Below are 26021 nucleotides of genomic sequence, written 5' to 3'. Positions count from 1 at the left end.
TCCGCTTGCGGGGTTGAGCAGGTGCATCGTGTTGGCGGCTTTCATCAATTGACAAGCGTGGCTGCGGCAGCTGCTGCTGCGCCCTCGACACCGAACTGGTAAAACACGCCGATCAGCATCAAAGCCGCCGATCCCATCAAGGCCACCCACAATACAGGGTTTGAGCGAGTTTCGATGGGCTCTTCGTTCTCGGCGCCGAAATACATGTAGAAGACGATCCGCAGATAGTAGAATGCACCGATGACCGAGGCGATGGCCGATACGATCACCAAGCCGGTCAGACCCGCGCTGACACCCGCCTGCCAAACGCCGAATTTGGCAAAGAACCCAAGCATGGGCGGTACACCCGCCAGGCTGAACATCAGGATCAGAACGGCTAGAGCCTTACCCGGATCGCGCTTGGAATACTGCCGCAAAGCGTCGATGTCGGTGACCGGTTTGCCGTCGCGCTCCATCATCAAAACGAACGCGAAGGTGCCGATATTCATCGTTACATAGATCGCCAGATACATCAGCATAGCTTTCACGCCCAGCTCAGTTCCTGCGGCCAGACCGATCAGCGCATAACCCATATGCGCAATCGAGGAAAACGCCATCAGACGTTTGATGTCACGCTGGCCAATGGCGGCAACCGCGCCTAGCAGCATGGACAGAACCGACAGCAACACGATCACCTGCTGCCAATCCTTAACGATGCCTCCAAACGCATCGTGCAAAAGCCGTGCAAACAACGCCATCGCAGCCACTTTCGGAGCGGTCGCAAAGAAGGCTGTAATCGGGGTCGGAGACCCTTCGTACACATCTGGGGTCCACATATGGAAGGGCACGGCCGAGACCTTGAAGGCCAGACCTGAGATCAGGAAGATCAGACCAAAGAGTAGACCGATCGAGACGTCTCCCGCCTGAACGGTGGCGATGATGCCCGAGAACAGCGTGGTGCCGGTGAACCCGTAAACCAAAGACGCGCCATAGAGCAGCAGGCCCGAGCTAAGCGCACCCAGAACAAAATACTTCAGACCGGCCTCAGTAGATTTCGCACTGTCCCGACGCAGCGCCGCCACGACATAGAGCGACAAGGATTGAAGCTCCAACCCCATGTAAAGCGACATCAGATCGCCCGCACTGACCATCATCATCATCCCGACTGCAGCCAATGCGACCAGCACAGGGTATTCAAATCGCAGCAGGTTGCGGCGGGCCATGTAGTCCTGGCTCATGACCAGAACGGCAGCGGCGGAAAGTAAGATGGCAACCTTGGAGAACCGCGCAAAGCCGTCATCCACGAACATTCCGTTGAAGGCCACATTGGTCCCGTCGCCATTGCTTGAGATCCAAATCGCCAGAAGCGCCATTAGACCTGCCGTGGACCAGACCAATGCCGGAGCCAGCTCGTCCTTCTTTGTGTAAACGGCTCCGATCAGAGCAGCCATCGCATACACGGCCAGAACGATCTCTGGCAGGATTATCGTCAGATCAGCCTGGATCATGTCTCCAAAGCTCCCTTAATGCGAAGCGGCCGTCTGGGTCGCAGCCTCAGCTGCGGCCAGAGCCGTGTCATAGTTCGAAATCAGCGCGGCGGTCGAATTCCCGATCACATCGGTCACCAACGACGGATAGATGCCCAGCAGGATGGTCATCACGATGAGCGGCGCAAAGATCAGCCGCTCACGCGAACTCATGTCGGTCATCGCCTTGAGGCTTTCCTTGATCAGATCGCCGAACACGACCCGACGGTAGAGCCAAAGCGCATAGCCTGCCGAGAATATCACGCCGGTCGCGGCCACTGCGGTTACCCAGGTGTTGACCTGGAATGCGCCCATCAGGGTCAGGAACTCGCCGATGAAGCCCGAGGTACCCGGCAGGCCGACATTCGCCATGGTGAACAGCATGAAGACCAGCGCATAGGCGGGCATCCGGATCACCAGACCTCCGTACGCGTCGATATCGCGGGTGTGCATCCGGTCGTAGATCACGCCGACGCACAGGAACAAAGCCGCTGAGATAAACCCGTGGCTGAGCATCTGGAAGATCGCGCCATCAATACCCTGCTGGTTCGCCGCGAAAATCCCCATGGTCACAAAGCCCATATGCGCGACCGAGGAGTATGCGATCAGTTTCTTCATATCCTCCTGCACCAGCGCAACGAGCGAGGTGTAGACAACGGCGATGGCTGACATCCACAGCACCAGATCGGTCATCACCGCCGAGCCAACTGGGAACATCGGCAGGCTGAACCGCAGGAAACCATAGCCGCCCATTTTCAAGAGGATCGCCGCCAGCACCACCGAGCCCGCCGTCGGGGCCTGCACGTGCGCATCCGGAAGCCAAGTATGCACCGGCCACATCGGCATTTTCACCGCGAAGGATGCAAAGAAGGCCAAGAACATTAGCGTCTGCATCCCGCCGACGACGTAGATGCCCAACACGCTAAAGCTTTCGGACGAGAACTGATGGGTCATCAGCGCCTCGATGTCTGTAGTGCCAGCATCCGCGTACATCGCAACCATCGCCACCAACATCAGCACCGAGCCGAGGAAGGTGTAGAGGAAGAACTTAAAGCTCGCGTAGATGCGATCCTTGCCGCCCCAGATGCCGATGATCAGGAACATCGGGATCAGGCCTGCCTCGAAGAACAGGTAGAACAGCACCAAATCCAGCGCCATGAACACGCCCAGCATCAGCGTTTCCAGCAGTAGGAAGGCGATCATGTATTCCTTGACCCGTTCGGTCACGTTCCAGCTGGCCAGAATGGTCAGGGGCATGATGAAGGTAGTCAACAACACGAACAGCACGCTGATGCCATCCACGCCCATCTTGTACTTCAGACCCATCAACCACTCGCCCTCTTCCACCATCTGGAAGCCAGTGTTCGAAGGATCAAAGCCCGTGTAGATGCCAATCGACACAAGGAAGGTCACAGTAGTTGCAAGCAGAGCCACCCATTTGGCATTCCGCTGCGCCGCCGCATCATTTCCATGCAGGAACAGCGCCAAGATGCCCGCAGCAATGGCCGGGATGAAGGTCACGATCGAGAGGATATTGTCCATTACTGTGCCCCTCCGCCGATCGACATCCAGGTCACAAGGGCCGCTATGCCGAGCACCATCCAGAAAGCGTAGGTAAAGATGTACCCGGTCTGCGCCTTGCCTGCGAGGCGGGTGAAGAAGGGAACAACGCCCATTGCTACTCCGTTCAGGAAGCCATCAATTGTGTTGCCATCGCCCCGCTTCCACAGAAGGCGGCCAAGGGCCAGAGTGGGTTTGACAAAGATCGCGTCATAAATCTCGTCAAAGTACCATTTGTTCAGCAGGAACAGGTAAAGCGGACGCTGGTTTGCAGCCAGACGCGCGGGCAGCGACGTGTTCACGATGTAGAACCAGTAGGCCACGACAAACCCAAGCAGCATCGCCACGAAAGGCGAGACCTTAACCCATTTCGGGACGGCATGGGCGTCATCCAGCACAGTATTGTCCGGCGCGATGTACAAAGCGCCCTCACCCGGTTCGCCCGCGAAGACGTAGTGATGATCTCCGTGGCCGTCTTTCTTGCCATGCGCCTCATCCCCATGGTCATCCCCGTGCGCCTCATCCGAGTGGGCATCGGCATGATCGTCACCGTGATGCTCTTCGGCGGTACCATCGGCAACATGCTCGGCATGGGTCGCCTCGTCATGACCTTCAGCATGCGCCGAGGCCTCGGCAACCGGAATCCCATAGAACTTACCAACCTTGTCCGTGTGACCGAAAAAGTTGCTGTACCAGATCATCCCCGCAAAAACCGCGCCCAGTGACAAAACACCCAGAGGGATCAGCATCACCTTCGGGCTTTCATGGGCGTGATCATGCGTATGCTTGTCACCGCGCGGTGTACCGTAGAAGGTCAGGAAAATCAGACGCCAGCTGTAGAACGAGGTGAAGACCGCAGCGATAACCAGCATCCAGAAGGCATAGCCCGTGCCGCCCGCAAAGGCGCTTTCAATGATTGCATCCTTTGACAGGAACCCGGCAAAGCCGAAGGTGGTCAGCGGGATACCGACACCCGTGATGGCCAGCGTTCCGATCATCATCGCCCAGAACGTATAGGGGATCTTCTTCCGCAGCCCGCCATATTCGGTCATTTCCTGCTCGTGATGCATCGCATGGATCACCGAACCGGCCCCAAGGAACAGAAGCGCCTTGAAGAAAGCGTGCGTCAGCAGGTGGAACATCGCCGCCGAATACATGCCAACGCCCGCGGCCACGAACATGTAGCCCAGCTGCGAACAGGTTGAATAGGCGATGACGCGCTTGATGTCGGTCTGAACCAATCCCACGGTCGCCGCAAAAAACGCGGTAGAGGCCCCAAGGAAGGTGATGAACCCGGTCGCCCCAGGCGCGAACTCCATCAGCGGCGACATGCGGCAGACAAGGAACACACCCGCCGTTACCATTGTCGCGGCATGGATCAGGGCCGACACAGGGGTCGGGCCTTCCATCGCGTCAGGCAACCATGTGTGCAAGATCAACTGCGCCGATTTACCCATCGCGCCGATGAACAGAAGGACACAGATCACCTCAACCGCGTTCCACTCACCCCAGAGGAAGCTGAGTTGCATTTCCGACAGGTCAGAGGCCGAGGCAAAGATATCCGAGAAGTTGATGCTGTCAGTCAGGAAGAAGATCGCGAAAATCCCCAGCGCAAAGCCGAAATCGCCAACCCGGTTGACGATAAACGCCTTCATGGCCGCCGCATTGGCACTGGTTTTACGGTAGTAAAAGCCAATCAGCAGATACGAGGCGACGCCCACGCCCTCCCATCCGAAGAACATCTGCACGAGGTTATCAGCTGTCACCAGCATCAGCATCGCGAAGGTGAAGAAGGAGAGATAGGCAAAGAAGCGCGGCTTATAGCTTTCGCCCTCGCGCCATTGCGGGTCGTGATCCATGTAACCGAAGGAATAGAGGTGCACGAGCGCCGAGACCGTTGTCACCACGATCAGCATGATCGCGGTCAGGCGGTCCAGACGAATGGCCCAGCTTGTCGACAGCGAGCCGCTCTCGATCCAGCGCAGGATCTCGATCTGTTGGGTCTGACCATCGAAAGCCAGAAACACGATCCACGACAGCAGACAGGCCAGAAACAGCAGGCCCGTTGCGGTCCACATGGCGGCTTTCTCACCGATGAACCGCCAGCCGAACCCGCAGATCAGAGCGCCCACGAGCGGGGCAAAGAGGATGGTGGTTTCCATAGTTCTCTTAGCCCTTCATCATATTGACGTCTTCAACCGCGATGGTGCCACGGTTGCGGAAGAAGCAGACCAGAATGGCCAGACCAATCGCCGCCTCCGCCGCCGCAACGGTCAGCACGAACAGCGTGAACACCTGCCCGACCAGATCGCCGAGGAAGCTGGAAAACGCCACAAGGTTGATATTCACCGCCAGCAGCATCAACTCGATGCTCATCAGCAGAATGATGACATTCTTGCGGTTCAGGAAGAGACCGAAGATGCCGATGACAAACAGCGTCGCCGCGACCGTAAGATAGTGTTCAAGTCCGATCATCTTCTCAAAGTCCCTGCCCCGGTTTCACATCCTTCAACTCCATCGCCTTGGCCGGGTCGCGCATCATCTGGCCGACGATGTCCTGACGCTTGATGTCTTGACGGTGGCGTAGGGTCAGTACGATGGCACCGATCATGGCCACCAGCAGGATCAGGCCCGCCAGTTGAAACAGAAGGAAGTATTGATCGTAAAGGATGACACCCAGCGCCTCAGTGTTGTGGCGGTCCGCCGGGACCGGTTGCGCCAGATTGGCCTCAACGCCTTGCGCGCTGTCCCACGCTCCGAACGCCATGATGAACTGCATCAGGATCACCAGACCAATCAACAGAGCCAGCGGCATGTACCGCGCCATCTCGGCCTTCAACTCGGCAAAGTCCACGTCCAGCATCATCACCACGAACAGGAACAGCACCGCGACCGCACCCACGTAGACGATGATCAGCAGCATCGCCACGAACTCGGCCCCCAGCAGTACGAACAGCCCAGCCGAGGACAGGAAAGACAGGATAAGCCACAGCACCGAATGCACCGGCTGACGGCTGATCACCGTGAACAGCCCGCCGGTGATGGTGCTGATGGCAAACAGGTAGAAGGCAAAGACGGTCATTGATCCTCATCCTCGTTTTCGCCCATGACCTCTTGCGCCAGATCCAGCGCGCGTGTCATGGCCGGGATGCCAGCAAAGACCGACATCTGACCGATCGTTTCCACGATCTCTTGTTTCTTTGCGCCCGCCTCAAGCGCATGGCGCACGGTCTGCCGTACGGCCGAATCCGCCTGAGCGCCCTGACAGGTCAGCCCAGCCAACGTCAGCAGTAGACGCGTCTTGGCATCCAGCCCGTCCTTGTTGACGGTGTTGCCGAACATCATCTCCATGACCTCTTTAGGCATGGTCGGCCATAGGTTCTCGAACCCTTTGGGCGAGAAATTCTCCATCGCCGGATTCATCGCCTTGGCCATGTCCTGCGCCTGCTTCATCATCAGCTCAAATGGGTTTGTCGGCGTGTCACTCATCTGTACGGCGCGTCCATTTCCAGATTGCGGGCGATTTCGGCTTCCCAGCGTTCACCGTTGTCGAGCAGCTTTTCCTTGTCGTAGAACAGCTCTTCGCGGGTTTCCGTGGCGAATTCGAAGTTCGGGCCTTCGACGATGGCATCGACCGGGCAGGCTTCTTGGCAGAAACCGCAATAGATGCACTTGGTCATGTCGATGTCGTAGCGCGTGGTGCGACGGCTGCCGTCTTCGCGCGGTTCGGCGTCGATGGTGATGGCTTGCGCCGGGCAAATCGCCTCGCAGAGCTTACAGGCGATGCAGCGTTCCTCGCCGTTAGGATATCGGCGCAAGGCGTGCTCGCCGCGGAACCGAGGCGACAGAGGGCCCTTTTCATGCGGATAATTCACGGTGGCCTTGGGCGCGAAGAAGTATTTTAGCCCAAGCTTCATGCCGACCCAGAAGTCCTGCAACAGGAAGTACTTGGCAGCGCGGGTGTAGTCGATTTGAGTCATATCAGCCTCCTACGCTCCAACGCGCAAACGCGCCCCAGAACCAGTCGAATTTTGCAGCGAAGGCTACGAACACCACCCAAGCCAGCGAGAACGGAAGGAACACTTTCCAGCCCAGACGCATCAACTGGTCATAGCGGTAGCGGGGTGTGATTGCCTTGACCATCGCGAAGAGGAAGAAGAAAAACGCCATCTTCGCGACCATCCATAGCACTCCATCCGGCAGGCCCGGGATCGGCGACAGCCAGCCGCCGAAGAACAGCAGCGTGGTCAGCGCGCACATCAGGAAGATGGCGATGTACTCGCCCGCCATGAACAGCAGGAAGGGCGTGGCCGAGTATTCGACCTGATAGCCTGCGACCAGTTCTGATTCCGCCTCGGGCAAATCGAACGGTGGACGGTTAGTTTCCGCAAGCGCCGAAATGAAGAACAGGAAGACCATTGGGAAATGCGGCAGCCAGTACCAGCTGAAGAAGCCGAAGCGACCGTCCTGCGCCTCGACGATGTTGCCGAAGTTCATCGAACCGGTCGAAATGATCACGCCAATGATGATCAGACCGATGGACACTTCATAGGAGATCATCTGTGCCGCAGAGCGCAACGAGCCGAGGAATGGGTACTTTGAGTTCGACGCCCAACCGCCCATAATCACGCCATAAACCTCAAGCGAGGATACGGCGAAGACATAGAGGATCGCCACATTCAGATCTGACAGCACCCAGCCGTCGTTGAACGGGATCACGGCCCAGGCGATCATTGCCAGTACGAAAGAGGTCAGCGGAGCAAGGATGAACACGGTGCGGTCCGCGCCTGCCGGGATGACGACCTCTTTGACCACATATTTCAACGCGTCAGCGACTGTTTGCAACAGACCGTAAGCGCCCACCACATTGGGGCCCCGGCGCATCTGAACAGCCGCCCAGATCTTGCGGTCACCATAGACAAGGAACAACAACGAGATCATCACAAAGGCCACAACGGCAAGCACCTGCGCCAGGACGATCAGGGCGATGCCGCCCGGTGTGTTAAAGAAATCAGCCATTGGTCCTCACACCGTGGGTCGTCGGGGATATCTCTGCGGGACGGATCATTCTGCGGCCATCCTGTCTGTGTTTTTCGCCTGCGCCGACAGCTCGGCCATCAGTTGCGAGGCGCGCGCGATCGGGTTGGTCAGGTAGAAATCCTTGACCGCATTGCGGAAACTCGCCTTGCCCAGTGTACCAGCCTCAAGCGGTTGCACCTCGTTCGCGATCACTTCGTCGATATGCGCCAGATGCGGTACCGCCTCGATCAACGCGGTCCGCAATTGCGCCAAGGAATCGAAGGGCAACGTCGCACCCAAATCGGCCGAGAGCGCACGCAAGATGGCCCAGTTTTCTTTGGCCTCTCCCGGCGCAAAGCCCGCACGCATGGCCAGCTGAGGGCGGCCTTCGGTGTTCACGAACAACCCGTTTTCCTCGGTATAGGCGGCGGCGGGCAGGATCACATCAGCGCGGTGCGCGCCACGGTCCCCATGGCTGCCCTGATAGATGACAAATGCACCGTCGCCGATTTCGACTTCATCTGCGCCGAGGTTATAGATCACGTCCGCCGCGCTGACGGCATCCATACCACCGTCGTTGGTGGCATCCAAATCCATCGCACCGACCCGCGCGGCGGCGGTGTGCAGCACGATCAGGCCACTTTCGGTATTGCTTGCAATGGCTTGCGCGGCGGCCAAAACAGCGGCGCCATCTGCCTCTTGCAGCGCGCCTTGCCCTACAATGACCAAAGAGCGTTTTGCTTTGATCTCATCATCGCCGCCCAAGTCGACGACCTTTTGCAACGCGGCGCGGTCATCGCCCATGTGGTGGTATTCATAGGTCAGATCGGATGCCGGGCCGACCAGAGCCACCTCGGCCCCATGCGCCCAGGCCTTGCGGATGCGGGCATTCAGAACCGGAGCCTCATCGCGTGGATTGGTGCCGATCAGCAGAATACGCTCAGCCATGTCGATATCTTCGATTGCGGCGGTCCCAGCATAAGCCCCACGGTTGCCCGCGGGCAGCTTGGCCCCGTCCGTACGGCATTCGACAACGCCGCCCTGCCCTTCGATCATCTGTTTCAGCGCAAAGATCGCCTCAACCGGGGCAATATCACCGACGAGACCCGCCGGTTTTTCGGCCCCTTTCAGCGCTTCAGCAGCCTTGGTCAGCGCCTCAGGCCACGAGGCCGGGCGCAGCTTGCCGTTTTCGCGCACGTAAGGACGGTCCAGACGCTGACGGCGCAACCCGTCCCAGACGAACCGGGTTTTGTCGCTGATCCATTCCTCGTTCACGCCATCATGGTTGCGCGGGAGGAATCGCATCACTTCACGCCCTTTGGTGTCCACGCGGATGTTCGACCCCAAGGCATCCATCACGTCAATGCTCTCGGTCTTGGTCAATTCCCACGGACGCGCGGTGAAGGCATAGGGCTTCGAAGTCAGCGCCCCCACGGGGCACAGATCAATGATGTTACCCTGCAGGTTCGAGTGCAGCGTCTGGTTCAGGTAAGAGGTGATCTCGGCATCCTCGCCCCGCCCCGTCTGACCCATCTGAGTGATGCCGGCGACCTCGGTCGTGAAGCGTACGCAGCGCGTACAGCTGATGCAACGGGTCATCGCGGTGCCGACCAGCGGCCCCAGATCCAGATCGTCAACGGCGCGCTTGGCTTCTTTGAAGCGCGAACCCGAAACACCATAGGCCATCGCCTGATCCTGCAGGTCGCACTCCCCCCCCTGATCACAGATCGGGCAGTCCAGAGGATGGTTGATCAGCAAAAACTCCATCACCCCTTCGCGGGCCTTCTTGACCATGGGCGAGTTCGTCTTGACCTGAGGCGGTTGCCCTTCCGGCCCGGGACGCAGATCCCGCACCTGCATTGCGCAGGAGGCCGCAGGTTTCGGAGGGCCGCCCACGACCTCAACCAGACACATCCGGCAGTTCCCCGCAATCGAAAGACGTTCGTGGTAGCAGAAGCGCGGCACCTCGACCCCGGCCTCTTCACAGGCCTGGATCAGGGTCATGGCACCATCGACTTCGATTTCCTGCCCGTCGATATTGATCTTGCGGAGGTCAGACATCGTCAGTTCGCCCTCAAATAAACGCCGATGGCGCTGTTTCTGTCGATTTCCTTCCGTCCCAACGTGCAGAAGGAATTCGGGTTCTCGTAGGTCACGCCGTTGGAGGCTAGATAAGCCTCACCCTTGGCGCGCATCCGGTCTTTTTCGGCGTCAGACTCGACATAGGCCCGGATCTCTTGGTCCGAGTAGCCGAGGCTGTTCGCCTCGGACCGCAGTCCCCACATCACGTTGATCGCTTTCAGCTTCCGCCCGCTGATCGAGGGGCAATAGTCCGAAATCTCTTTCGCGACCGCAATGTAGTACAGTTCATTGTCAATCTGTTTCACCTCACGCAGAGGCGGCTTGGCCTCGGCGATCGCTGGGATCATCAGCGCAAGACCGATGGCAAGTGTTTTCGCATAAGACATGACAGGTCCTTTCATCTTGGATCGACCAAGATGGGTGTCGCCCTGTCTGCTATGCAATAACAGACCGCTGGCCCTGCCGTGATATGCGGAAAACAGCCTCATGGTCTTTGGCAGGTTCCCGCAAAAATCAGTTTGTCGTCGCTGATGCGCAGGTTCTGCGGTTCGGTATCCGGGCCAACCTTCCAGACAATACGCGACGAGCCGAAGTTCTGGATGCAGAATTTGGTGCCTTCGAACCGGCCAGCCTCACGCGCGCCGTCAAGCGATGCTGACACGTTGTTCACGACTACAGTGAACTCGGTCGGGGTGTTGCGCTTGTCGACTGACTTGGCTTTGGCGCGGAAAAACTGCCCGTCAAACAACACACGATCCTTGGACGAGGTGACGGTGCAACCCGAGATCAGCACAAGCCCTGCAAGGCCAGCCAAGGTTGAGAGTTTCATAGTCTTCACTTTGTTTATTCCTGTCAGATGGCTGGCATCTGGGCGGCTGCGCGCGCGATCAGAATGGTGTGTCATCCCGCTCACTCCGCTGCGACCTGAGCGCAACGATTGTCGCGCCACTTGCTTGCTTGTTTCAAATCCGCCCATCCAAAGGCGTGTTCACTTGGACCTTCCTGGCGCAGACGCTCCAGCCGCGCCATGGCTTCATCCAGATCCGGCTGGTGCCCCGCGGGCACCCACCACATAACGAAATGCTGATCCCCCAGCAGTTCAAACCACTCCTGACGGCGGTCGTAAAACTGTTTGTGTATGGTGCCCCAGACAAATGTCTCAAAGCTCGCGACATCTTCCCAGACCGTCAGGTTGGCAACAAATTGAGGATCGCCCCCAATCGCGTTTTCCGTATTCCCGGTTCCCGGCTCACCCGAGCCTTCCATCATCCACACAAAGCCCGGCATCCGCTTGCCCAAGCCATTGACCTTGTCGAGATTGGCCATGAACTCAGCCACCCGAGGGTCATCCGTCGGGGCCAGCAGGCGGCCAATATTCAGTTCGGCCAGATGATATCCGTCAGGCTGCCTGATCATTCCGCTGCCATCGCCCCCATGCGGCCTGATTTCTGTGCCTTGATGCGGTCCTCTATCTCTTCGCGGAAATTGCGGATCAGGCCCTGAATCGGCCAGGCCGCCGCATCGCCCAAGGCGCAGATCGTGTGGCCTTCGACCTGTTTGGTCACGTCAAACAGCATGTCGATCTCTTCCAACTCGGCCTCGCCGCGCACAAGGCGGTCCATCACCCGCATCATCCAGCCGGTGCCTTCGCGGCAGGGTGTACACTGGCCGCAGCTTTCGTGCTTGTAGAATTTCGACAGCCGCCAGATCGCCTTGATGATGTCGGTGGACTTGTCCATCACGATCACCGCCGCCGTCCCAAGGCCCGAACCCAGCTCACCTCGCAGGTAGTCGAAATCCATGATCGCATCGCGCATATTCTCACCGCGCACGCAAGGAACGGACGATCCACCCGGAATGACGGCCAATAGGTTATCCCAGCCGCCACGAATGCCTCCGCAATGGGTTTCGATCAGCTGCTCGAACGGGATCGACATCGCCTCTTCAACGACGCAAGGGTTGTTCACATGGCCCGAGATTGCAAACAGCTTGGTGCCCGCATTATTCTGACGACCAAAGCCCGCGAACCAATCCGCGCCCCGGCGCAGGATGGTCGGTACAACGGCGATGGACTCCACGTTGTTCACCGTGGTCGGGCAGCCATAGAGGCCAGCCCCCGCCGGGAACGGAGGCTTCATGCGTGGCATGCCCTTCTTGCCCTCAAGGCTTTCGATAAGCGCAGTTTCTTCGCCGCAGATGTAAGCGCCCGCGCCGTGATGCAGGAAGATGTCGAAATCCCAGCCCGAACCAGCCGCGTTCTTGCCCAACAACCCGGCGTCATAAGCCTCATCAATCGCGGCCTGCAACGCCTCACGTTCGCGGATATATTCGCCGCGCAGGTAGATGTAGCAGGTATGCGCATTCATTGCGAAAGAGGCGATCAGGCAGCCTTCGATCAGCGTATGCGGATCGTGGCGCATGATCTCACGGTCTTTGCAGGTGCCCGGTTCGGATTCGTCCGCATTCACGACCAGATAAGACGGGCGCCCGTCGCTCTCTTTTGGCATGAACGACCATTTCAGGCCAGTTGGGAAGCCCGCGCCACCGCGCCCACGTAGGCCCGAGTCTTTCATCGTCTGGATGATCCAATCCCGGCCCTTTTCGATCAGACCAGCGGTGCCATCCCAATGCCCTCGGGCCTGCGCGCCGCGCAGAGTACGCTCGTGCATCCCGTAGATGTTGGTAAAGATCCGGTCCTGATCCTTCAGCATCGCGTGTTACCCTCAGCTGTCCTGACGCATGCGCCAGAGTTGAAATATGTTGACGCCTGCATAGATGAACCCGGCCAAAGCGGCGAAATCAAATAGCAGCGCATAGCGCCCCGGCATTCCAATCGCAGGGCCGATGAACAAAGTCATGCCAAGCCAAATCACCATCGTCACGGCGATGACGATGCCGATATGTCGACCCTTGCGGGCTATGGCTTGTTCTTTGTCCTTGTCCATCTCGTCCTTGAGCCCTTACAGGGGCGTTTAGTCTTCGTAAGTGCCGTCTTCCTTGGCACGTTTGGCGAATTCGGTCTCATCCCCAACGGCCAGCTTGGCCGCTTGCTCAATCCAGCCATCGCGTTCGATCCGGCCCTTGAACTTCAGGCGCGCATCCACCCAGGCCACGTGCTCGGGCGTCCAGGCTGCGATCTGATCATAGTGGAAAAAGCCCAGCTCGTTCAGCGTCTTTTCCAGCTTCGGCCCCACACCTTTGAGCATCTTGAGGTCATCCGGCAGACCCCCACGCGCCTCGGTCAGCGTTCGGGGTTTATCTTCCTCGACTTCTTTCGCTTTGGCCTCAGCGGCCTGTTTGACGGCAGGTTTCGGTGGCTCGGGCGCTTTGGGCGGTTTCGCCGCCGCCGATGCCCCAGCCTGTTTGCCGTCTTTCCCCAGCCAAGGCGTGAGGATCGGAACCTCAGTCCCGTCGATCCGCTTGACCGTATCGCCTAGTTCGGCCGCCAAGGCCACGCTGGCATTGTGTTCCGGCTTTCCAGCGTCATGTTCGGTTAGGCTGCTGAGGCCTTTCAAAGGCTCAGCCGCATATCGCCCGTTCTGAGGGCCAGGCGTGGGCACCTTGCCCGCAGCCAGATCGTCAATGATCTTGCCAAAACTCTCGGCGGTCAGGTCTTCGTAGTAATCCTTGCCAATCTGCGCCATCGGGGCATTCGTACAGGACCCGAGGCATTCCACCTCTTCCCAGCTCAGCTTGCCATCGGCGGATAGCACGTGTGGCTTGGCTGCGATCTTTTCCTTGCAGACCGCAATAAGATCCTCGGCACCGCAAATCATGCATGAGGTCGTGCCACACACCTGAATATGCGCCACAGAGCCGACCGGCTGCAGTTGGAACATGAAGTAGAACGAGGCGACCTCGAGCACGCGAATATAGGCCATGCCCAGCATGTCGGCGACGGATTCAATTGCCGGGCGGGACAGCCAGCCCTCCTGCTCTTGCGCGCGCCAAAGCAGAGGGATCACCGCACTGGCTTGGCGGCCCTCAGGGTATTTGGTGATCTGCGCTTCGGCCCATTTCTGGTTGGCAGCGGTGAAGGCAAAGCTATCAGGTTGTTCGGGATGAAGACGGCGGAGCATTAGCGGTCAATCTCTCCAAATACGACGTCCATGGTACCGATAATGGCAGCGACGTCCGCCAGTTGGTGGCCTTTGGCGACGTGATCCATGGCTTGCAGATGCAGGAAACCCGGTGCGCGGAGTTTGGCGCGGTAGGGTTTGTTGGTGCCGTCGGCAACGAGATAGACGCCAAACTCGCCCTTGGGGGCCTCGACGGCCACGTAGACCTCGCCTGCGGGGACGTGGAAGCCTTCGGTATACAGTTTGAAATGATGGATCAGGCTCTCCATCGAGGTCTTCATGTCAGAGCGTTTCGGCGGGGTGATCTTGCCGCGTGCCAAAACGTCGCCCGGGCAGTCGCGGATCTTGGCAATGGCCTGACGGATGATCAGCAGCGACTGACGCATCTCTTCCATGCGGCAGAGATAACGGTCATAGCAGTCGCCATTCTTACCGACAGGGATCTGGAAATCGAACTCGTCGTAGCACTCATAGGGCTGCGCACGGCGCAGGTCCCATGCGAGGCCCGAGCCACGGACCATAACGCCAGAGAAGCCGTATTTCTGAATGTCATCCTCGGTCACGACGCCAATATCGGCGTTGCGCTGTTTGAAGATGCGGTTTTCGGTCAACAACCCGTCGATGTCGTCGAGAACGGCGGGGAATTCGTGGCTCCAGGCCTCGATATCGTCCAGCAGTTCGGGCGGCAGGTCCTGATGGACGCCGCCGGGGCGGAAATAGGCGGCGTGCAGGCGGGCACCACAGGCGCGCTCATAGAACACCATCAGCTTTTCGCGCTCTTCAAAGCCCCACAGCGGCGGAGTCAGAGCGCCCACATCCATCGCCTGTGTGGTCACGTTCAGCAGGTGGTTCAGGATACGCCCGATCTCGGAATACAGAACCCGGATCAGCGAGCCCCGGCGCGGCACTTCAACCCCAGTCAATTTCTCAATCGCCAGACACCAGGCATGTTCCTGGTTCATCGGTGCCACGTAATCCAGACGGTCGAAATACGGCAGGTTCTGAAGATACGTCCGGCTTTCCATCAGCTTTTCGGTGCCACGGTGCAGCAGACCGATATGCGGATCGCAGCGCTCTACGATCTCTCCGTCCAGCTCAAGCACCAAACGCAAAACTCCATGCGCGGCAGGGTGTTGCGGTCCGAAGTTGATGTTGAAATTGCGGATCTTCTGTTCGCCGCTTAGCGCGTCCGTACTGCCGTCATCATATCTTGAGCCGTCCATCACCGCCCCCGTTTCTTCTTTGCTTCGGCCCGCACCCTAACCTTTTCCGCCTCAGCCGCCTTTGCGGCAGCCCCGGTCAGCAAAACACCCAGCGCACCCAGAAAGATGAGTTCCCCAATCATCTCAGCGGCGCTCCATCTCTTGCAGTTTCATGGCCATAAGCCAGGCCAAAATCGGGACACCAATCGGAACGATGCACGCAAAGGCCCAATACTTGTTGATCCCAAAATGCGGCAACAGCTTCAGCATGGGTACGGCAGTCAGTGCACAGATCAGCCAAAATAGCGTGCCCATCATTCGGCCTCCGGTTTCTCGTCCCCGGGCAGGATATAGTTCGCACCCTCCCACGGAGACATGAAATCAAATTGGCGATATTCCTGCACCAGCGAAACGGGTTCATAAACGACGCGTTTCTGCGCCTCGTCATATCGCACTTCGGTGTAGCCGGTGGTCGGGAAATCCTTGCGCAGCGGATAGCCACGGAAGCCATAGTCGGTCAGGATGCGCCGCAGGTCAGGATGGCCCGAGAACAGGATGCCGAACATGTCGAATACCTCACGCTCGAACCAGTTGGCCGAGGGATGCGTATCAGCGATCGAGGGTACCATGTCTTCTTCCCGAATGGAGACCCGCAGACGAATGCGTTGGTTCTGATACATCGACAGGAAGTGATAGACCACGTCGAACCGCTTGGCGCGTTCGGGGTAATCAACGCCCGTGATATCGATCAGCGTCGAGAACTGGCAGGATCGGTCGCTTTTGAGGAATTCGATGAATTCGACGAGGTTCGACGGCGCCACATCCACATTCAGCTCACCATGGGTGACATCCCAGGACAACACACAGTCGGACCGTTTCAGCTCCAGATGCGTACCGAGTTCCTTGAGTGCTTCGCTCATCCGCCCTCTCCCTTAGCGCACGATCGTGCCGGTGCGGCGAATTTTGCGTTGCAGCTGCATCAAGCCGTAGAGCAGCGCCTCAGCGGTCGGAGGGCAGCCCGGGACATAAATGTCTACCGGAACGATACGGTCACAACCGCGCACGACAGAATAGGAATAGTGGTAGTAGCCGCCACCATTCGCACAGGACCCCATCGAGATCACATAGCGTGGCTCGGGCATCTGGTCGTAGACCTTGCGCAGCGCCGGAGCCATCTTGTTGGTCAACGTCCCGGCCACAATCATCACGTCGGACTGGCGCGGCGAGGCACGCGGTGCGATGCCAAACCGTTCCGCGTCATAGCGCGGCATCGAGGTATGCATCATCTCAACTGCGCAGCAGGCCAGACCAAAGGTCATCCAATGCAAAGACCCGGTCCGCGCCCAATTTATGATGTCTTCGGTCGAGGTCAGCAGGAAGCCTTTGTCCTGCAGCTCGGCATTGAGGGCCTGGGTGGCGACTTCTTTGTCGACGCCGGCGGTATTTGCACCCGTCATCACTCCCATTCCAGGGCCCCCTTCTTCCATTCATAGGCAAAGCCGATGGTCAAAACGCCCAGGAAGACCATCATCGACCAAAATCCCACATCGCTGATGTCCTTAAAGCCCACCGCCCAAGGGAACAGGAAAGCAATCTCGAGGTCGAAAATGATGAAAAGGATCGAAACCAGATAGAAGCGCACATCGAACTTCATACGGGCGTCATCAAACGCGTTGAAGCCGCATTCATAGGCGCTGACTTTTTCGGGATCGGGGTTGCGAACTGCCAGAACGACAGCTGCCAGAATCAGGACAATTCCCAGGCCGATGGCTACGGCCAGAAACACCAGAATAGGGAGATACTCCCGCAGCAGGTCTTCCACGTCTAGCTCCTTTCCTGCGCATCTCCTTTCGGAGGGCGCCGTCAATTGGCGTGTTGACTCGACTTTCTCTAGCCCCACGCGGTCAGAGGGTCAACCGAACACAAGCGCGCACCACGTCATTCATCCCCTTGACAGACCTTCGGGAATCACCCCGATTTCGCCTCAGCGGACAATAGACGCCCCAAGTTAATCTTTGTTGTTCCACTTGGGGTTACGTTTTTCAAAGAATGCTTCGATGCCTTCGCGTGCTTCCGGCGTTTCCCATCGGGCGACCAACGCTTGGATGGTATGGTCAATCACACTGTCGTCAAGACGCGGGCCGAGGTTTTGAACCAAGGCCTTAGCCGACGCCACAGCCCCCGGCGCACAGGACAGGTAGGGGGTGATTTCATCCTCGACAGCGCGCATGAGTTGATCGGCTGGCACCGCTTTTGCCAACAGTCCAAGCTCCACCGCCTCAGCCGCGTCAAACAAACGCGCCGACATGAAAACACGCCGCGCGCGGGCCTCACCCATCCGCGCGATTACGTAAGGCCCAATCGTCGCCGGGATCAGGCCCAGCCGGGTCTCGGTCAGGCCCATTTTCAGGGTGTCAACGCCCACTGCCACATCGCAGACCGAGGCCAGCCCGACACCACCGCCAAACGCGTTGCCTTGCAATGCACCAATCAGAGGTTTGGGCATCTCGTTCAGCGCCTGCAGCATTTCCGCCAGCTTGCGCGCCTCGGTAAATCGGGTCTCGGCATCCGCCGCCATCTGATCGCGCATCCACCCCAGATCGCCCCCGGCGCAGAAGCTCTTGCCAGAACCGGTCAACACAGCAACGCGCACCGCCTCGTCGCAGCCCAGTTGCACCGCTGCCTGGGTCAATTCGCTAATCATCTGCGCCGACATGGCATTGTGCTTTTCGGCGCGCGACAGGGTCAGCGTCGCAACACCCCGGTCATCTGTGACGACCGCAATCGTTTCAAACATGTCAGCCTCTCATTGCCTGCGCCATCTGCGCGGCTTCGTCCAAAACTGCTGCGTCCAGACCGGTCTCATATCCCAGCCGCTCCAGATGGGCGGCGACGGCTTCGGTCGCGACATTGCCAGCCGCGCCGGGTGCATAGGGGCATCCCCCCAAACCACCGACCGCAGCATCAAACACCCGCACGCCCAGCGCCAGCGAGGCATCAATATTGTCCATCGCCCGCCCGTTGGTGTTGTGGAAATGGCCCGCAAGCCGGGTAACGGGCACTCTGTCGCGCACCGCCAGCAGCATATGCGCAATCTTGTCCGGGGTTCCCTGCCCGATCGTGTCGCCCAGCGAAATCTCATAGCACCCATGCGCGAACAGAGCGTCCGCGACCTCAGCCACTTTTTCGGGTGGGGTCGGACCATCATATGGGCAATCGGTCACGCATGAGACATATCCCCGGACCGGCAGGTCGATATGACGCGCAGCCTCAAGGATCGGCACGAATCGTTCGATGGATTCCGCGATGGTCGCGTTGATGTTGGCTTTCGAAAACCCCTCGGAGGCTGATGCAAACACTGCGATCTCATCCGCTTTGGCCGCCAGCGCGCCTTCATAGCCGCGCATGTTCGGCGTCAGCGCCGCGTAGCGCACGCCCTCGGCCCGTTTGATCCCAGCCAGAACCGCTCCGCTTCCTGCCATCTGCGGCACCCATTTGGGAGATACGAAACTGGCCACCTCAATTCGATTGAACCCGGCGCGGCTCAGACAATCGACCAGCGCCACCTTCTCGGCCACCGGAATCTCGCGCTTTTCGTTCTGAAGCCCATCCCTTGGCCCGACCTCGAATATCTCGACCCGTTCTTTCATCAGCGCATCCCTTCCCGGCTTCTTTTCGTTTTACATACGGATGGTCTGACTGTGCCACGCAATGCACGGCCCGAACAGATCAATCCTCAGCCAAGCGAACGAGTGCCGCCCCGGCCTCAACCTGAGCGCCTGCGTCGGCCAACACCTCGGCCACCACACCGTCGCGCGCCGCAAGCAGTGAATGCTCCATCTTCATGGCTTCCAGAATCGCCAGCCGGTCGCCCTCTTTCACCGCTTGCCCTGCCGAGGCAAAGACGGCCTTGACCAGACCCGGCATCGGCGCCTCGATCACGTTGGTATCTCCGGCAGCGCTGGCATCGCGATCCAAGGGGTCAACGATTTCGAACACCTGCCCATAGTCTTCAAACACCGTGATCTGAGGCCCAGCGACGCCGACATGGGGCATGCGTTGTCCATCAACGACCCAACCACCATTGTGCTGCGCAATCACCTGCGCATCATCCACGGTCCAGACCTGCCGGTGCGGGCTTTCGACCTGAACATCCAGATCAAGAACTTCGCCCTCGCGCATCAGCTGTACGGCCCGGTGCAACGGCCCCCACAGGGTGAAGCCTGTCTCTGACGTTGTCTCCGTCAGCCCCAGCGCTGTCATCGCCGCAGCCACCACGGAGGCATTGCTCGCGTCCGCCGCTTGGACCAGATCCTCAAGATCGCGCGCGATCAGACCCGTATCCACATCGCCCGAGGCAAAACCACCATGGCGCGTCAGAGCGCCAAGGAAGGCCAGATTGGTCACCGTCCCGGCAACCTCGGTCTGGCGCAGAGCGCGATGCAGGCTTTCCAGCGCGACCGCGCGGGTCGGGCCATGCACGACGACCTTGGCGATCATCGGATCATACCAGGGGCTGATCGTATCCCCCGCCCGCACGCCACTGTCCGCGCGGCACTCAGGCGGAAATCGCAGATGGGTCAGAGTTCCCGTTGCGGGCAAAAAGCCCTTGGGCACATCCTCGGCATAAAGCCGCGCCTCAAACGCGTGACCGTTGATCGACAGGTCATTCTGCTGCTTCGGCAGGCTCTCACCCGCGGCAACGCGCAACTGCCATTCGACCAGATCAACGCCCGTGATCGCCTCGGTCACCGGATGTTCAACCTGAAGGCGCGTGTTCATTTCCATGAACCAGAAGCGATCCGGCCGCAGCCCTTCGGACGCGTCGACGATGAACTCAACCGTCCCGGCCCCTTTGTAGCCAATCGCCTCTGCCGCACGCACACCGGCCTGCCCCATCGCCTCGCGCATCTCGGGTGTCATGCCAGGGGCCGGAGCCTCTTCGATCACCTTCTGATGTCGCCGTTGCAGCGAGCAGTCCCGCTCGAACAGATGCACCGCATGGGTGCCATCGCCAAAGACCTGAACTTCGATATGCCGAGGTTTGGCTACGAATTTTTCGACCAGAACCGCATCATTGCCAAAGGCGGTCTTTGCCTCACCGCGCGCACTGTCCAAAGCGTCCGAGAACGCTTCGGGAGTCTCGACCAACCGCATACCTTTGCCGCCGCCGCCTGCAACCGCCTTGATCAGCACGGGATAGCCAATGGCCGCGGCTGCCTCGGCCAGATGAGCGGGGTCCTGATTGTCACCGTGATATCCCGGCACAACGGGAACGCCTGCGTCCTCCATCAAAGCCTTGGCCGCATCCTTGAGGCCCATCTTGCGGATCGCATCCGCCGAGGGACCAATGAATGTAAGCCCCGCGGCCTCAACCGCATCCACGAAATCTGGATTCTCGGACAGAAACCCATAGCCGGGATGGATCGCCTGCGCCCCGGTCTCGAGCGCCGCCTGGATGATCACATCTCCCTTCAGATAGCTCTTCGCCGGAGCGGCCGCACCAATATGCACCGCCTCATCTGCCATCTGCACATGCTTTGCCGAGGCATCCGCATCCGAATACACAGCCACACAGGACACACCCATTTTCTGAGCGGTTTCAATGACCCGACAAGCAATCTCGCCACGGTTTGCGATTAGGATTTTACTGAACATGGCAAACCGCCTCTTCGAAGATAGAACCAGACGAGCATTCGGTGCTTAGGCTCCAAGAGGATGCAGTGCATTCGAAAGCTTCATCGCGGAAATAGAACAGAAAGTTTCTCGCAGGATCAGACCTGGTCGACATTATGGTCCAAGGTGTCTCGTCCTGACCTTCCCTAAAGTCGCCATCCACCTCGTAAAACTCTCCCCAAGCTGGCGCCACTTTGCTGAATCTGCACTGCCCACCGAACCACCCGTGATCATTGATCGACGTGAAACGAAATCGCTGACAACCAACAAACCGGATATACAAGTGCCCTCGTGCCAGATGCGATGGGTTCAACCACTCATTTGGGCAAAACCGTAGCCAGAGATCACAACCTGCTTTTGCAACCGCAGGCATCGGCGCATTCGGATCCGCGTTCCAATCTTCGTTCAATTTCGTGAAATGTGTGTCCATTGGGCAATTACATCCTGAACACGCCGAAACGCGTTTCCTCGATCGGGGCGTTCAAGGCGGCACTCAGAGACAATGCCAGGACATCGCGCGATTTGCGTGGGTCGATGATGCCATCGTCCCACAACCGAGCCGAGGCATAGAGCGGATGAGACTGCTCCTCGAACATATCCAAAGTCGGGCGTTTGAATTCGGCCTCCTCCTCGGCCGACCAGGTCCCGCCCTGCCGTTCGATCCCGTCACGCTTGACAGTGGCCAGAACGCCTGCCGCCTGCTCTCCGCCCATCACGGAAATCCGTGAATTCGGCCAGGTCCACAGGAACCGAGGCTGATAGGCCCGACCCGCCATGCCATAGTTTCCGGCCCCGAAGGACCCTCCGACAAGCATCGTGATCTTCGGCACCGAGGTTGTCGCCACCGCCGTCACCATCTTGGCCCCATGCCGCGCGATGCCTTCGTTCTCGTATTTGCGACCGACCATAAAGCCGGTGATGTTCTGCAGGAACACCAGCGGGATGCGACGCTGAGAACATAGCTCAACAAAATGCGCGCCCTTCTGCGCGGCTTCGGAAAACAGCACGCCGTTATTGGCGATGATTCCAACCGGGCAGCCTTTGACATGGGCAAAGCCGGTCACCAGCGTCTCGCCAAAGCGCGGCTTGAACTCATCGAACCGAGAGCCGTCGACCAAACGCGCGATCACCTCTCGGATGTCGTAGGGCGTACGCAGGTCAGCGGGAACAACGCCGAGGATTTCCTCGGGGTCATAAGCTGGGTCCTCCGGGCTGGCCCAATCGACCGTCTGCGGCTTGCGCATGTTCAGCGAGCCAACAGCCCGTCGCGCCAATGCCAGCGCGTGGGCGTCATCCTCGGCCAGATAGTCTGCCACACCGGACAGACGGGTATGGACGTCGCCGCCGCCCAAATCCTCGGCGCTGACAACCTCTCCGGTCGCAGCTTTCACCAGAGGCGGCCCGGCCAGAAAAATCGTGCCTTGCTCCTTCACGATGATCGAGACATCCGACATCGCGGGCACATAAGCCCCGCCGGCCGTGCACGACCCCATAACCACGGCGATCTGCGCGATCCCTTTCGCGCTCATACGCGCTTGGTTGTAAAAGATGCGGCCAAAGTGGTCGCGATCCGGGAAGACCTCATCCTGATTGGGCAGGTTCGCACCACCGCTGTCGACCAGATAGATACAGGGCAGATGGTTTTCCTCAGCAATCTCCTGCGCGCGGAGGTGTTTCTTGACCGTCATCGGGTAGTATGTGCCGCCCTTCACAGTGGCGTCGTTGCAGACCACCATGACCTCTTGCCCGTGCACCCGGCCAATTCCTGCAATGACCCCGGCACAAGGCGCGGCGTCCCCATACATCTCATGCGCCGCCGTCGCGCCGATTTCCAGAAACGGAGACCCCGGATCGAGCAGGTTCGCTACCCTGCGTCTGGGAAGCATCTTGCCCCGAGAGACGTGCCGCGCGCGAGATTTCTCACCGCCTCCCATCCGGGCTGCTTCCGCCGCGGTCGAGATTTGCGCCAGCGCGTCGAGATGGGCTGCTCGGTTGGCTTTGAAGCCCACAGAGGCGGGCATGGCTTTGGATGTGAGTTTCATGCGCGCAGCATCCTCTTTAGTTTCGCGGGCAATTGTCGGCGGGCACGGGCGGTCTTGAAAACCGTCGGCAGCTTTCTGTCGAACCAATATCGCCAAGGGTGGTTTACCGATGTCTTTCCACCCAGCAGTTCAAGCATCGCCACAACGTGTTGTCGGTCGTAAAACCAAAGCAACCGACCGGAGTAACTCAGTTGGTAAAAGGCGTCCCGAGGCCAGCTGAGTTTGGTTTTTCTGGGCGAATGGCAGTGGCCGCATATTGAAGTGCCATGAAGTGAATTCAGAACGTGCCGATACATGCCCACCGGATACAACGCACTCGACGAATGAATGTCTGTACCGCCAAGGCCGACGAAAGTCAGCGAATGTTCGCGATGCCAATTCGCATAGTTTCGTTTGGGTCGATCTGCCTTCACGATCAAGACATCTTTTCCAAGCGCTTTGCCAACAGAGCCCTTCGTGCTGACTTCTAATTCTGCTGGAACGAAACGCGCAGGTTTTTGACAATTCGGGCACTCGATAGCGACCGCTTGCGGAAGGACAGAGGTATCACGCGCGAAGTCAAATGGGAGTGTCATCTGGAAACCTCCCCAGCCGCCCGCGCCTTCAATTCCTTGCGGATCACCTTCCCCGTCACCGTCATCGGCAACCCGTCCAGAAACGCCACCTCTCGCGGATAGGAGTACTGCGCCAGACGGTCCTTGACCCAATCTTGCAACTCCGGCCCCGAGGCCTCGGCCCCCGGTTTCAAAACCACATAGGCCTTCACGATCTCGGTTCGCAGCGGGTCGGGCTTGCCGACCACGCCGACCGTTGCCACAGCCGGGTGGGTCAGTAGGCAATCCTCGATCTCAGCCGGGCCGATGCGGTATCCGGCTGAGGTGATCACGTCATCATCGCGCCCGACGAAGCGCAGATACTCGCCCTCCCACACGCCTCGGTCTCCTGTAATCAGCCAGTCGCCCCGGAATTTCTCAGCCGTCGCCGCGGGCCGGTTCCAGTATTCCAGCAGCATCGGGGCCGAGCCGCGCCGTACAGCCACATCGCCCTCTTCGGTCGTGGGTACGCCGTCCTCACCAATCACCGCGACCTCATGGCCTGGTACCGGTTTGCCGATACAGCCGGGGCGCACCGGGAAATCCTCGGCACAGGACGAGACGACCATGTTGCATTCGGTCTGGCCGTAGAACTCGTTGATCGTCAGTCCAAAGGCCTGTTGCCCCCACGCCAGCATCTCGGCGCCCAGAGGCTCGCCCCCTGACGCGACCGAACGCAGGCCGGGAATGCTCTGATCCGCAGCTTTCAGCATCCGCAGCGCGGTCGGAGGGAAGAACACATTGCGCACGCCGCCGCGCGCGATCACATCGGCGCAGGCCTCGGGAGTGAATTTGTCCAGCCGGGTGGCCACCACGGGGATGCCCAGCGCCAGGCCCGGCATCAGGACATCGAACAGCCCTCCAATCCAGGCCCAATCCGCCGGAGTCCAGAGGCAATCCCCCGCGCGCAGGTGATTATGACTGATCGAAACGCCGGGCAGATGGCCGGTCAGTACGCGGTGCCCGTGCAGAGCACCCTTGGGGCTGCCGGTTGTGCCCGACGTATAGATCAGCACGGCGGGGTCTTCGGGGCCGGTATCCGCAAAGGGCAGCTCTGGGCCGGGCTGGGCGACCTCAGGGGCGATTATAGGCTCGGCCAGATCACCCAGCAGCCCGGCGCCCTCGGCATCCGTCAGTACGATCCCTGCCCCGGCATCCGCCACGCGTGAGCGCAGCGCGTCCCGTTTGAACAGCTTGAACAGAGGCACAGAGATCGCACCGATCTTCCAGATCGCCAGATGCGCTGCGGCACACCACGGAGACTGGCTGAGCAAAACGCCAACCCGGTCACCGGTCTCGACCTTGGGCAAGAGCGCCCGCGCAAGCCCATCGACCATCTCGTGCAGTTGACCGTAAGTTACCGGCCGCTCCTCGCCCTCGGTCAGATCGACCAAGGCGACCTGTTCGGGCGGATGGTTCAGACACTGGCGCGCCATGTTCAGCCGATCGGGGACATCCCAGCCACCCGCCGAGCGCAAACCCGGTATGCGCAGATCGCCTGACATCAAAATTTTCCTTTATTTTCGGGACCTGCAGTTATGTCACACTTGCCGGGTGCGCTCACGCAAATTTGACTCAGATCAGAGAGCGCAGGCAGCGCCCGTGCAAAACAGCGGTCATCAACTGAACCAAAGGCAGAACAATGACCAATAAACTCGCCGCTTTGACCCTCTCCACCGCGCTGGTCGCGCTGGCTGGCCCCGCACTCGCCCAATCGCAAGGTGACTGGACCGTTGGTTTCGGTGTCGGCTACCTGGACCCTAAATCTGACAACGGAACGCTGGCCGGTTTTGACGCCGAGGTCGACGACGACACCCGTCCGATCTTTACCGTCGAATACTTCATCCGGGACAACCTGGGTATCGAATTGCTGGCCTCCACGCCGTTTGAACACGATATCACCTTGGGAGGCAGCACCGACGCCGGCAGCACCAAGCACCTGCCCCCCACCTTGTCGCTGAACTACCACTTCCCGACCAACAGCGCTTGGAAGCCCTATGTCGGCGCAGGCCTCAACTACACTATCTTCTTTGAAGAAAGCTCTCCGCTGGGCGACCTGGAACTGGACAACTCGTTCGGTTTGTCGCTTCAGGCTGGTTTGGACTATCAGATCACTGAACAAGGCGCTGTCCGTTTGAACGTGCGTTGGTTCGATATCGACTCGGATGTCAAACTGAACGGTGCCGATATCGGTACCGCGGAAATCGATCCTTGGCTGGTCGGCGTATCCTACGTCCATCGCTTCTGATCCTTTGATCGAAAC

28 protein-coding genes are annotated in these 26021 nt (G+C 59.2%); 1 reads left to right on the top strand and 27 read right to left on the bottom strand.

Annotation, left to right across the window (positions count from 1 at the left end):
- Nucleotides 1-44 precede the first annotated feature (44 nt).
- From nuoN to ACRZ95_RS10335, 27 genes are all read right to left on the bottom strand, one after another.
- On the bottom strand, nucleotides 45-1487 hold the full coding sequence (nuoN, locus tag ACRZ95_RS10465; protein ID WP_170678554.1) for an NADH-quinone oxidoreductase subunit NuoN: 1443 nt from the start codon (nucleotides 1485-1487) through the stop codon (nucleotides 45-47).
- Nucleotides 1488-1502: 15 nt separating this feature from the next.
- The gene (locus ACRZ95_RS10460) at nucleotides 1503-3047 is read right to left on the bottom strand and encodes an NADH-quinone oxidoreductase subunit M (protein WP_170678552.1); all 1545 of its coding nucleotides are present in this window, start codon (nucleotides 3045-3047) and stop codon (nucleotides 1503-1505) included.
- Nucleotides 3047-5227 (bottom strand): NADH-quinone oxidoreductase subunit L, encoded by a 2181-nt coding sequence (nuoL, locus tag ACRZ95_RS10455; RefSeq protein WP_170678550.1) that lies wholly within the window; start codon nucleotides 5225-5227, stop codon nucleotides 3047-3049. Before nuoL ends, ACRZ95_RS10460 begins: the two co-directional genes overlap by 1 nt.
- A 7-nt stretch (nucleotides 5228-5234) precedes the next feature.
- The gene (gene nuoK / locus ACRZ95_RS10450; RefSeq protein WP_005984024.1) at nucleotides 5235-5540 is read right to left on the bottom strand and encodes an NADH-quinone oxidoreductase subunit NuoK; all 306 of its coding nucleotides are present in this window, start codon (nucleotides 5538-5540) and stop codon (nucleotides 5235-5237) included.
- 4 nt (nucleotides 5541-5544) lie between these two features.
- Complete coding sequence (locus ACRZ95_RS10445) at nucleotides 5545-6147, bottom strand: NADH-quinone oxidoreductase subunit J (protein ID WP_170678548.1); 603 nt, start codon at nucleotides 6145-6147, stop codon at nucleotides 5545-5547.
- On the bottom strand, nucleotides 6144-6554 hold the full coding sequence (locus ACRZ95_RS10440; RefSeq protein WP_170678546.1) for a carboxymuconolactone decarboxylase family protein: 411 nt from the start codon (nucleotides 6552-6554) through the stop codon (nucleotides 6144-6146). Before ACRZ95_RS10440 ends, ACRZ95_RS10445 begins: the two co-directional genes overlap by 4 nt.
- On the bottom strand, nucleotides 6551-7045 hold the full coding sequence (nuoI, locus tag ACRZ95_RS10435; protein WP_039524264.1) for an NADH-quinone oxidoreductase subunit NuoI: 495 nt from the start codon (nucleotides 7043-7045) through the stop codon (nucleotides 6551-6553). The genes ACRZ95_RS10440 and nuoI overlap by 4 nt, the downstream gene beginning before the upstream one ends.
- 1 nt (nucleotide 7046) lies before the next feature.
- A complete protein-coding gene (nuoH, locus tag ACRZ95_RS10430; protein WP_170678544.1) occupies nucleotides 7047-8084 on the bottom strand; it encodes an NADH-quinone oxidoreductase subunit NuoH in 1038 nt (345 codons plus the stop codon).
- A gap of 45 nt (nucleotides 8085-8129) precedes the next feature.
- Nucleotides 8130-10145: an NADH-quinone oxidoreductase subunit NuoG gene (gene nuoG / locus ACRZ95_RS10425; protein WP_170678542.1), complete on the bottom strand. Its 2016-nt coding sequence runs from the start codon at nucleotides 10143-10145 to the stop codon at nucleotides 8130-8132.
- 2 nt (nucleotides 10146-10147) lie between these two features.
- Nucleotides 10148-10552, bottom strand: coding sequence for a DUF5333 domain-containing protein (locus tag ACRZ95_RS10420; RefSeq protein ID WP_419738285.1), 405 nt, complete (start codon nucleotides 10550-10552; stop codon nucleotides 10148-10150).
- A 98-nt stretch (nucleotides 10553-10650) separates the two neighbouring features.
- Nucleotides 10651-10995 (bottom strand): hypothetical protein, encoded by a 345-nt coding sequence (locus tag ACRZ95_RS10415; protein WP_170678540.1) that lies wholly within the window; start codon nucleotides 10993-10995, stop codon nucleotides 10651-10653.
- An 80-nt stretch (nucleotides 10996-11075) separates the two neighbouring features.
- On the bottom strand, nucleotides 11076-11582 hold the full coding sequence (locus ACRZ95_RS10410) for a DUF3291 domain-containing protein (protein ID WP_170678538.1): 507 nt from the start codon (nucleotides 11580-11582) through the stop codon (nucleotides 11076-11078).
- Nucleotides 11579-12877, bottom strand: coding sequence for an NADH-quinone oxidoreductase subunit NuoF (gene nuoF / locus ACRZ95_RS10405; protein WP_170461087.1), 1299 nt, complete (start codon nucleotides 12875-12877; stop codon nucleotides 11579-11581). The genes ACRZ95_RS10410 and nuoF overlap by 4 nt, the downstream gene beginning before the upstream one ends.
- Nucleotides 12878-12889: 12 nt before the next feature.
- A complete protein-coding gene (locus ACRZ95_RS10400) occupies nucleotides 12890-13111 on the bottom strand; it encodes a DUF5337 domain-containing protein (protein WP_170678536.1) in 222 nt (73 codons plus the stop codon).
- Between the two features lie 27 nt (nucleotides 13112-13138).
- Nucleotides 13139-14245, bottom strand: a complete 1107-nt coding sequence (nuoE, locus tag ACRZ95_RS10395) for an NADH-quinone oxidoreductase subunit NuoE (RefSeq protein ID WP_170678534.1) — start codon at nucleotides 14243-14245, stop codon at nucleotides 13139-13141.
- Entirely contained in the window at nucleotides 14245-15468 is a 1224-nt protein-coding gene (locus ACRZ95_RS10390) for an NADH-quinone oxidoreductase subunit D (RefSeq protein WP_170678532.1), read from the bottom strand. The genes nuoE and ACRZ95_RS10390 overlap by 1 nt, the downstream gene beginning before the upstream one ends.
- Complete coding sequence (locus ACRZ95_RS10385) at nucleotides 15468-15590, bottom strand: hypothetical protein (RefSeq protein WP_480554911.1); 123 nt, start codon at nucleotides 15588-15590, stop codon at nucleotides 15468-15470. The genes ACRZ95_RS10390 and ACRZ95_RS10385 overlap by 1 nt, the downstream gene beginning before the upstream one ends.
- 1 nt (nucleotide 15591) lies before the next feature.
- Nucleotides 15592-15762, bottom strand: coding sequence for a hypothetical protein (locus tag ACRZ95_RS10380; protein ID WP_170637081.1), 171 nt, complete (start codon nucleotides 15760-15762; stop codon nucleotides 15592-15594).
- A complete protein-coding gene (locus ACRZ95_RS10375; RefSeq protein ID WP_170678530.1) occupies nucleotides 15762-16367 on the bottom strand; it encodes an NADH-quinone oxidoreductase subunit C in 606 nt (201 codons plus the stop codon). The genes ACRZ95_RS10380 and ACRZ95_RS10375 overlap by 1 nt, the downstream gene beginning before the upstream one ends.
- 12 nt (nucleotides 16368-16379) lie before the next feature.
- Complete coding sequence (locus ACRZ95_RS10370) at nucleotides 16380-16913, bottom strand: NuoB/complex I 20 kDa subunit family protein (protein WP_037307875.1); 534 nt, start codon at nucleotides 16911-16913, stop codon at nucleotides 16380-16382.
- Nucleotides 16904-17269, bottom strand: a complete 366-nt coding sequence (locus tag ACRZ95_RS10365) for an NADH-quinone oxidoreductase subunit A (RefSeq protein ID WP_170375125.1) — start codon at nucleotides 17267-17269, stop codon at nucleotides 16904-16906. Before ACRZ95_RS10365 ends, ACRZ95_RS10370 begins: the two co-directional genes overlap by 10 nt.
- A gap of 186 nt (nucleotides 17270-17455) precedes the next feature.
- Nucleotides 17456-18244, bottom strand: a complete 789-nt coding sequence (locus ACRZ95_RS10360; RefSeq protein ID WP_170678529.1) for a crotonase/enoyl-CoA hydratase family protein — start codon at nucleotides 18242-18244, stop codon at nucleotides 17456-17458.
- Nucleotide 18245: 1 nt separating this feature from the next.
- On the bottom strand, nucleotides 18246-19097 hold the full coding sequence (locus tag ACRZ95_RS10355; protein ID WP_170678527.1) for a hydroxymethylglutaryl-CoA lyase: 852 nt from the start codon (nucleotides 19095-19097) through the stop codon (nucleotides 18246-18248).
- Between the two features lie 79 nt (nucleotides 19098-19176).
- Nucleotides 19177-21105 (bottom strand): acetyl-CoA carboxylase biotin carboxylase subunit, encoded by a 1929-nt coding sequence (locus ACRZ95_RS10350; RefSeq protein ID WP_170678525.1) that lies wholly within the window; start codon nucleotides 21103-21105, stop codon nucleotides 19177-19179.
- Nucleotides 21106-21560: 455 nt separating this feature from the next.
- Nucleotides 21561-23165 carry a carboxyl transferase domain-containing protein gene (locus ACRZ95_RS10345; protein ID WP_170678523.1) on the bottom strand — a complete coding sequence of 535 codons (1605 nt, stop codon included), beginning with the start codon at nucleotides 23163-23165 and terminating at the stop codon, nucleotides 21561-21563.
- Nucleotides 23162-23740 (bottom strand): hypothetical protein, encoded by a 579-nt coding sequence (locus tag ACRZ95_RS10340; protein ID WP_170678521.1) that lies wholly within the window; start codon nucleotides 23738-23740, stop codon nucleotides 23162-23164. The genes ACRZ95_RS10345 and ACRZ95_RS10340 overlap by 4 nt, the downstream gene beginning before the upstream one ends.
- Nucleotides 23737-25263, bottom strand: a complete 1527-nt coding sequence (locus ACRZ95_RS10335) for an AMP-binding protein (protein WP_170678519.1) — start codon at nucleotides 25261-25263, stop codon at nucleotides 23737-23739. Before ACRZ95_RS10335 ends, ACRZ95_RS10340 begins: the two co-directional genes overlap by 4 nt.
- 137 nt (nucleotides 25264-25400) lie before the next feature.
- Here ACRZ95_RS10335 and ACRZ95_RS10330 point away from each other — a divergent pair, with 137 nt between their 5' ends.
- Nucleotides 25401-26006 (top strand): OmpW/AlkL family protein, encoded by a 606-nt coding sequence (locus tag ACRZ95_RS10330; RefSeq protein WP_170375109.1) that lies wholly within the window; start codon nucleotides 25401-25403, stop codon nucleotides 26004-26006.
- The last annotated feature ends 15 nt before the right edge of the window (nucleotides 26007-26021 follow it).

This window comes from Ruegeria sp. AI3 (assembly GCF_056541245.1).
The sequence above is the reverse complement of the archived record's forward strand: the minus strand, read 5'-3'. Positions and strand labels throughout refer to the sequence as shown.

Excerpts from the sequence above, each read along its gene's own strand:
- nuoN (WP_170678554.1), bottom strand. The coding sequence starts at position 1,487 with ATGATCCAGGCTGATCTGACGATAATCCTGCCAGAGATCGTTCTGGCC.
- ACRZ95_RS10460 (WP_170678552.1), bottom strand. The coding sequence starts at position 3,047 with ATGGACAATATCCTCTCGATCGTGACCTTCATCCCGGCCATTGCTGCG.
- nuoL (WP_170678550.1), bottom strand. The coding sequence starts at position 5,227 with ATGGAAACCACCATCCTCTTTGCCCCGCTCGTGGGCGCTCTGATCTGC.
- nuoK (WP_005984024.1), bottom strand. The coding sequence starts at position 5,540 with ATGATCGGACTTGAACACTATCTTACGGTCGCGGCGACGCTGTTTGTC.
- ACRZ95_RS10445 (WP_170678548.1), bottom strand. The coding sequence starts at position 6,147 with ATGACCGTCTTTGCCTTCTACCTGTTTGCCATCAGCACCATCACCGGC.
- ACRZ95_RS10440 (WP_170678546.1), bottom strand. The coding sequence starts at position 6,554 with ATGAGTGACACGCCGACAAACCCATTTGAGCTGATGATGAAGCAGGCG.
- nuoI (WP_039524264.1), bottom strand. The coding sequence starts at position 7,045 with ATGACTCAAATCGACTACACCCGCGCTGCCAAGTACTTCCTGTTGCAG.
- nuoH (WP_170678544.1), bottom strand. The coding sequence starts at position 8,084 with ATGGCTGATTTCTTTAACACACCGGGCGGCATCGCCCTGATCGTCCTG.
- nuoG (WP_170678542.1), bottom strand. The coding sequence starts at position 10,145 with ATGTCTGACCTCCGCAAGATCAATATCGACGGGCAGGAAATCGAAGTC.
- ACRZ95_RS10420 (WP_419738285.1), bottom strand. The coding sequence starts at position 10,552 with ATGTCTTATGCGAAAACACTTGCCATCGGTCTTGCGCTGATGATCCCA.
- ACRZ95_RS10415 (WP_170678540.1), bottom strand. The coding sequence starts at position 10,995 with ATGAAACTCTCAACCTTGGCTGGCCTTGCAGGGCTTGTGCTGATCTCG.
- ACRZ95_RS10410 (WP_170678538.1), bottom strand. The coding sequence starts at position 11,582 with ATGATCAGGCAGCCTGACGGATATCATCTGGCCGAACTGAATATTGGC.
- nuoF (WP_170461087.1), bottom strand. The coding sequence starts at position 12,877 with ATGCTGAAGGATCAGGACCGGATCTTTACCAACATCTACGGGATGCAC.
- ACRZ95_RS10400 (WP_170678536.1), bottom strand. The coding sequence starts at position 13,111 with ATGGACAAGGACAAAGAACAAGCCATAGCCCGCAAGGGTCGACATATC.
- nuoE (WP_170678534.1), bottom strand. The coding sequence starts at position 14,245 with ATGCTCCGCCGTCTTCATCCCGAACAACCTGATAGCTTTGCCTTCACC.
- ACRZ95_RS10390 (WP_170678532.1), bottom strand. The coding sequence starts at position 15,468 with ATGGACGGCTCAAGATATGATGACGGCAGTACGGACGCGCTAAGCGGC.
- ACRZ95_RS10385 (WP_480554911.1), bottom strand. The coding sequence starts at position 15,590 with ATGATTGGGGAACTCATCTTTCTGGGTGCGCTGGGTGTTTTGCTGACC.
- ACRZ95_RS10380 (WP_170637081.1), bottom strand. The coding sequence starts at position 15,762 with ATGGGCACGCTATTTTGGCTGATCTGTGCACTGACTGCCGTACCCATG.
- ACRZ95_RS10375 (WP_170678530.1), bottom strand. The coding sequence starts at position 16,367 with ATGAGCGAAGCACTCAAGGAACTCGGTACGCATCTGGAGCTGAAACGG.
- ACRZ95_RS10370 (WP_037307875.1), bottom strand. The coding sequence starts at position 16,913 with ATGGGAGTGATGACGGGTGCAAATACCGCCGGCGTCGACAAAGAAGTC.
- ACRZ95_RS10360 (WP_170678529.1), bottom strand. The coding sequence starts at position 18,244 with ATGTTTGAAACGATTGCGGTCGTCACAGATGACCGGGGTGTTGCGACG.
- ACRZ95_RS10355 (WP_170678527.1), bottom strand. The coding sequence starts at position 19,097 with ATGAAAGAACGGGTCGAGATATTCGAGGTCGGGCCAAGGGATGGGCTT.
- ACRZ95_RS10350 (WP_170678525.1), bottom strand. The coding sequence starts at position 21,105 with ATGTTCAGTAAAATCCTAATCGCAAACCGTGGCGAGATTGCTTGTCGG.
- ACRZ95_RS10345 (WP_170678523.1), bottom strand. The coding sequence starts at position 23,165 with ATGAAACTCACATCCAAAGCCATGCCCGCCTCTGTGGGCTTCAAAGCC.
- ACRZ95_RS10340 (WP_170678521.1), bottom strand. The coding sequence starts at position 23,740 with ATGACACTCCCATTTGACTTCGCGCGTGATACCTCTGTCCTTCCGCAA.
- ACRZ95_RS10335 (WP_170678519.1), bottom strand. The coding sequence starts at position 25,263 with ATGTCAGGCGATCTGCGCATACCGGGTTTGCGCTCGGCGGGTGGCTGG.
- ACRZ95_RS10330 (WP_170375109.1), top strand. The coding sequence starts at position 25,401 with ATGACCAATAAACTCGCCGCTTTGACCCTCTCCACCGCGCTGGTCGCG.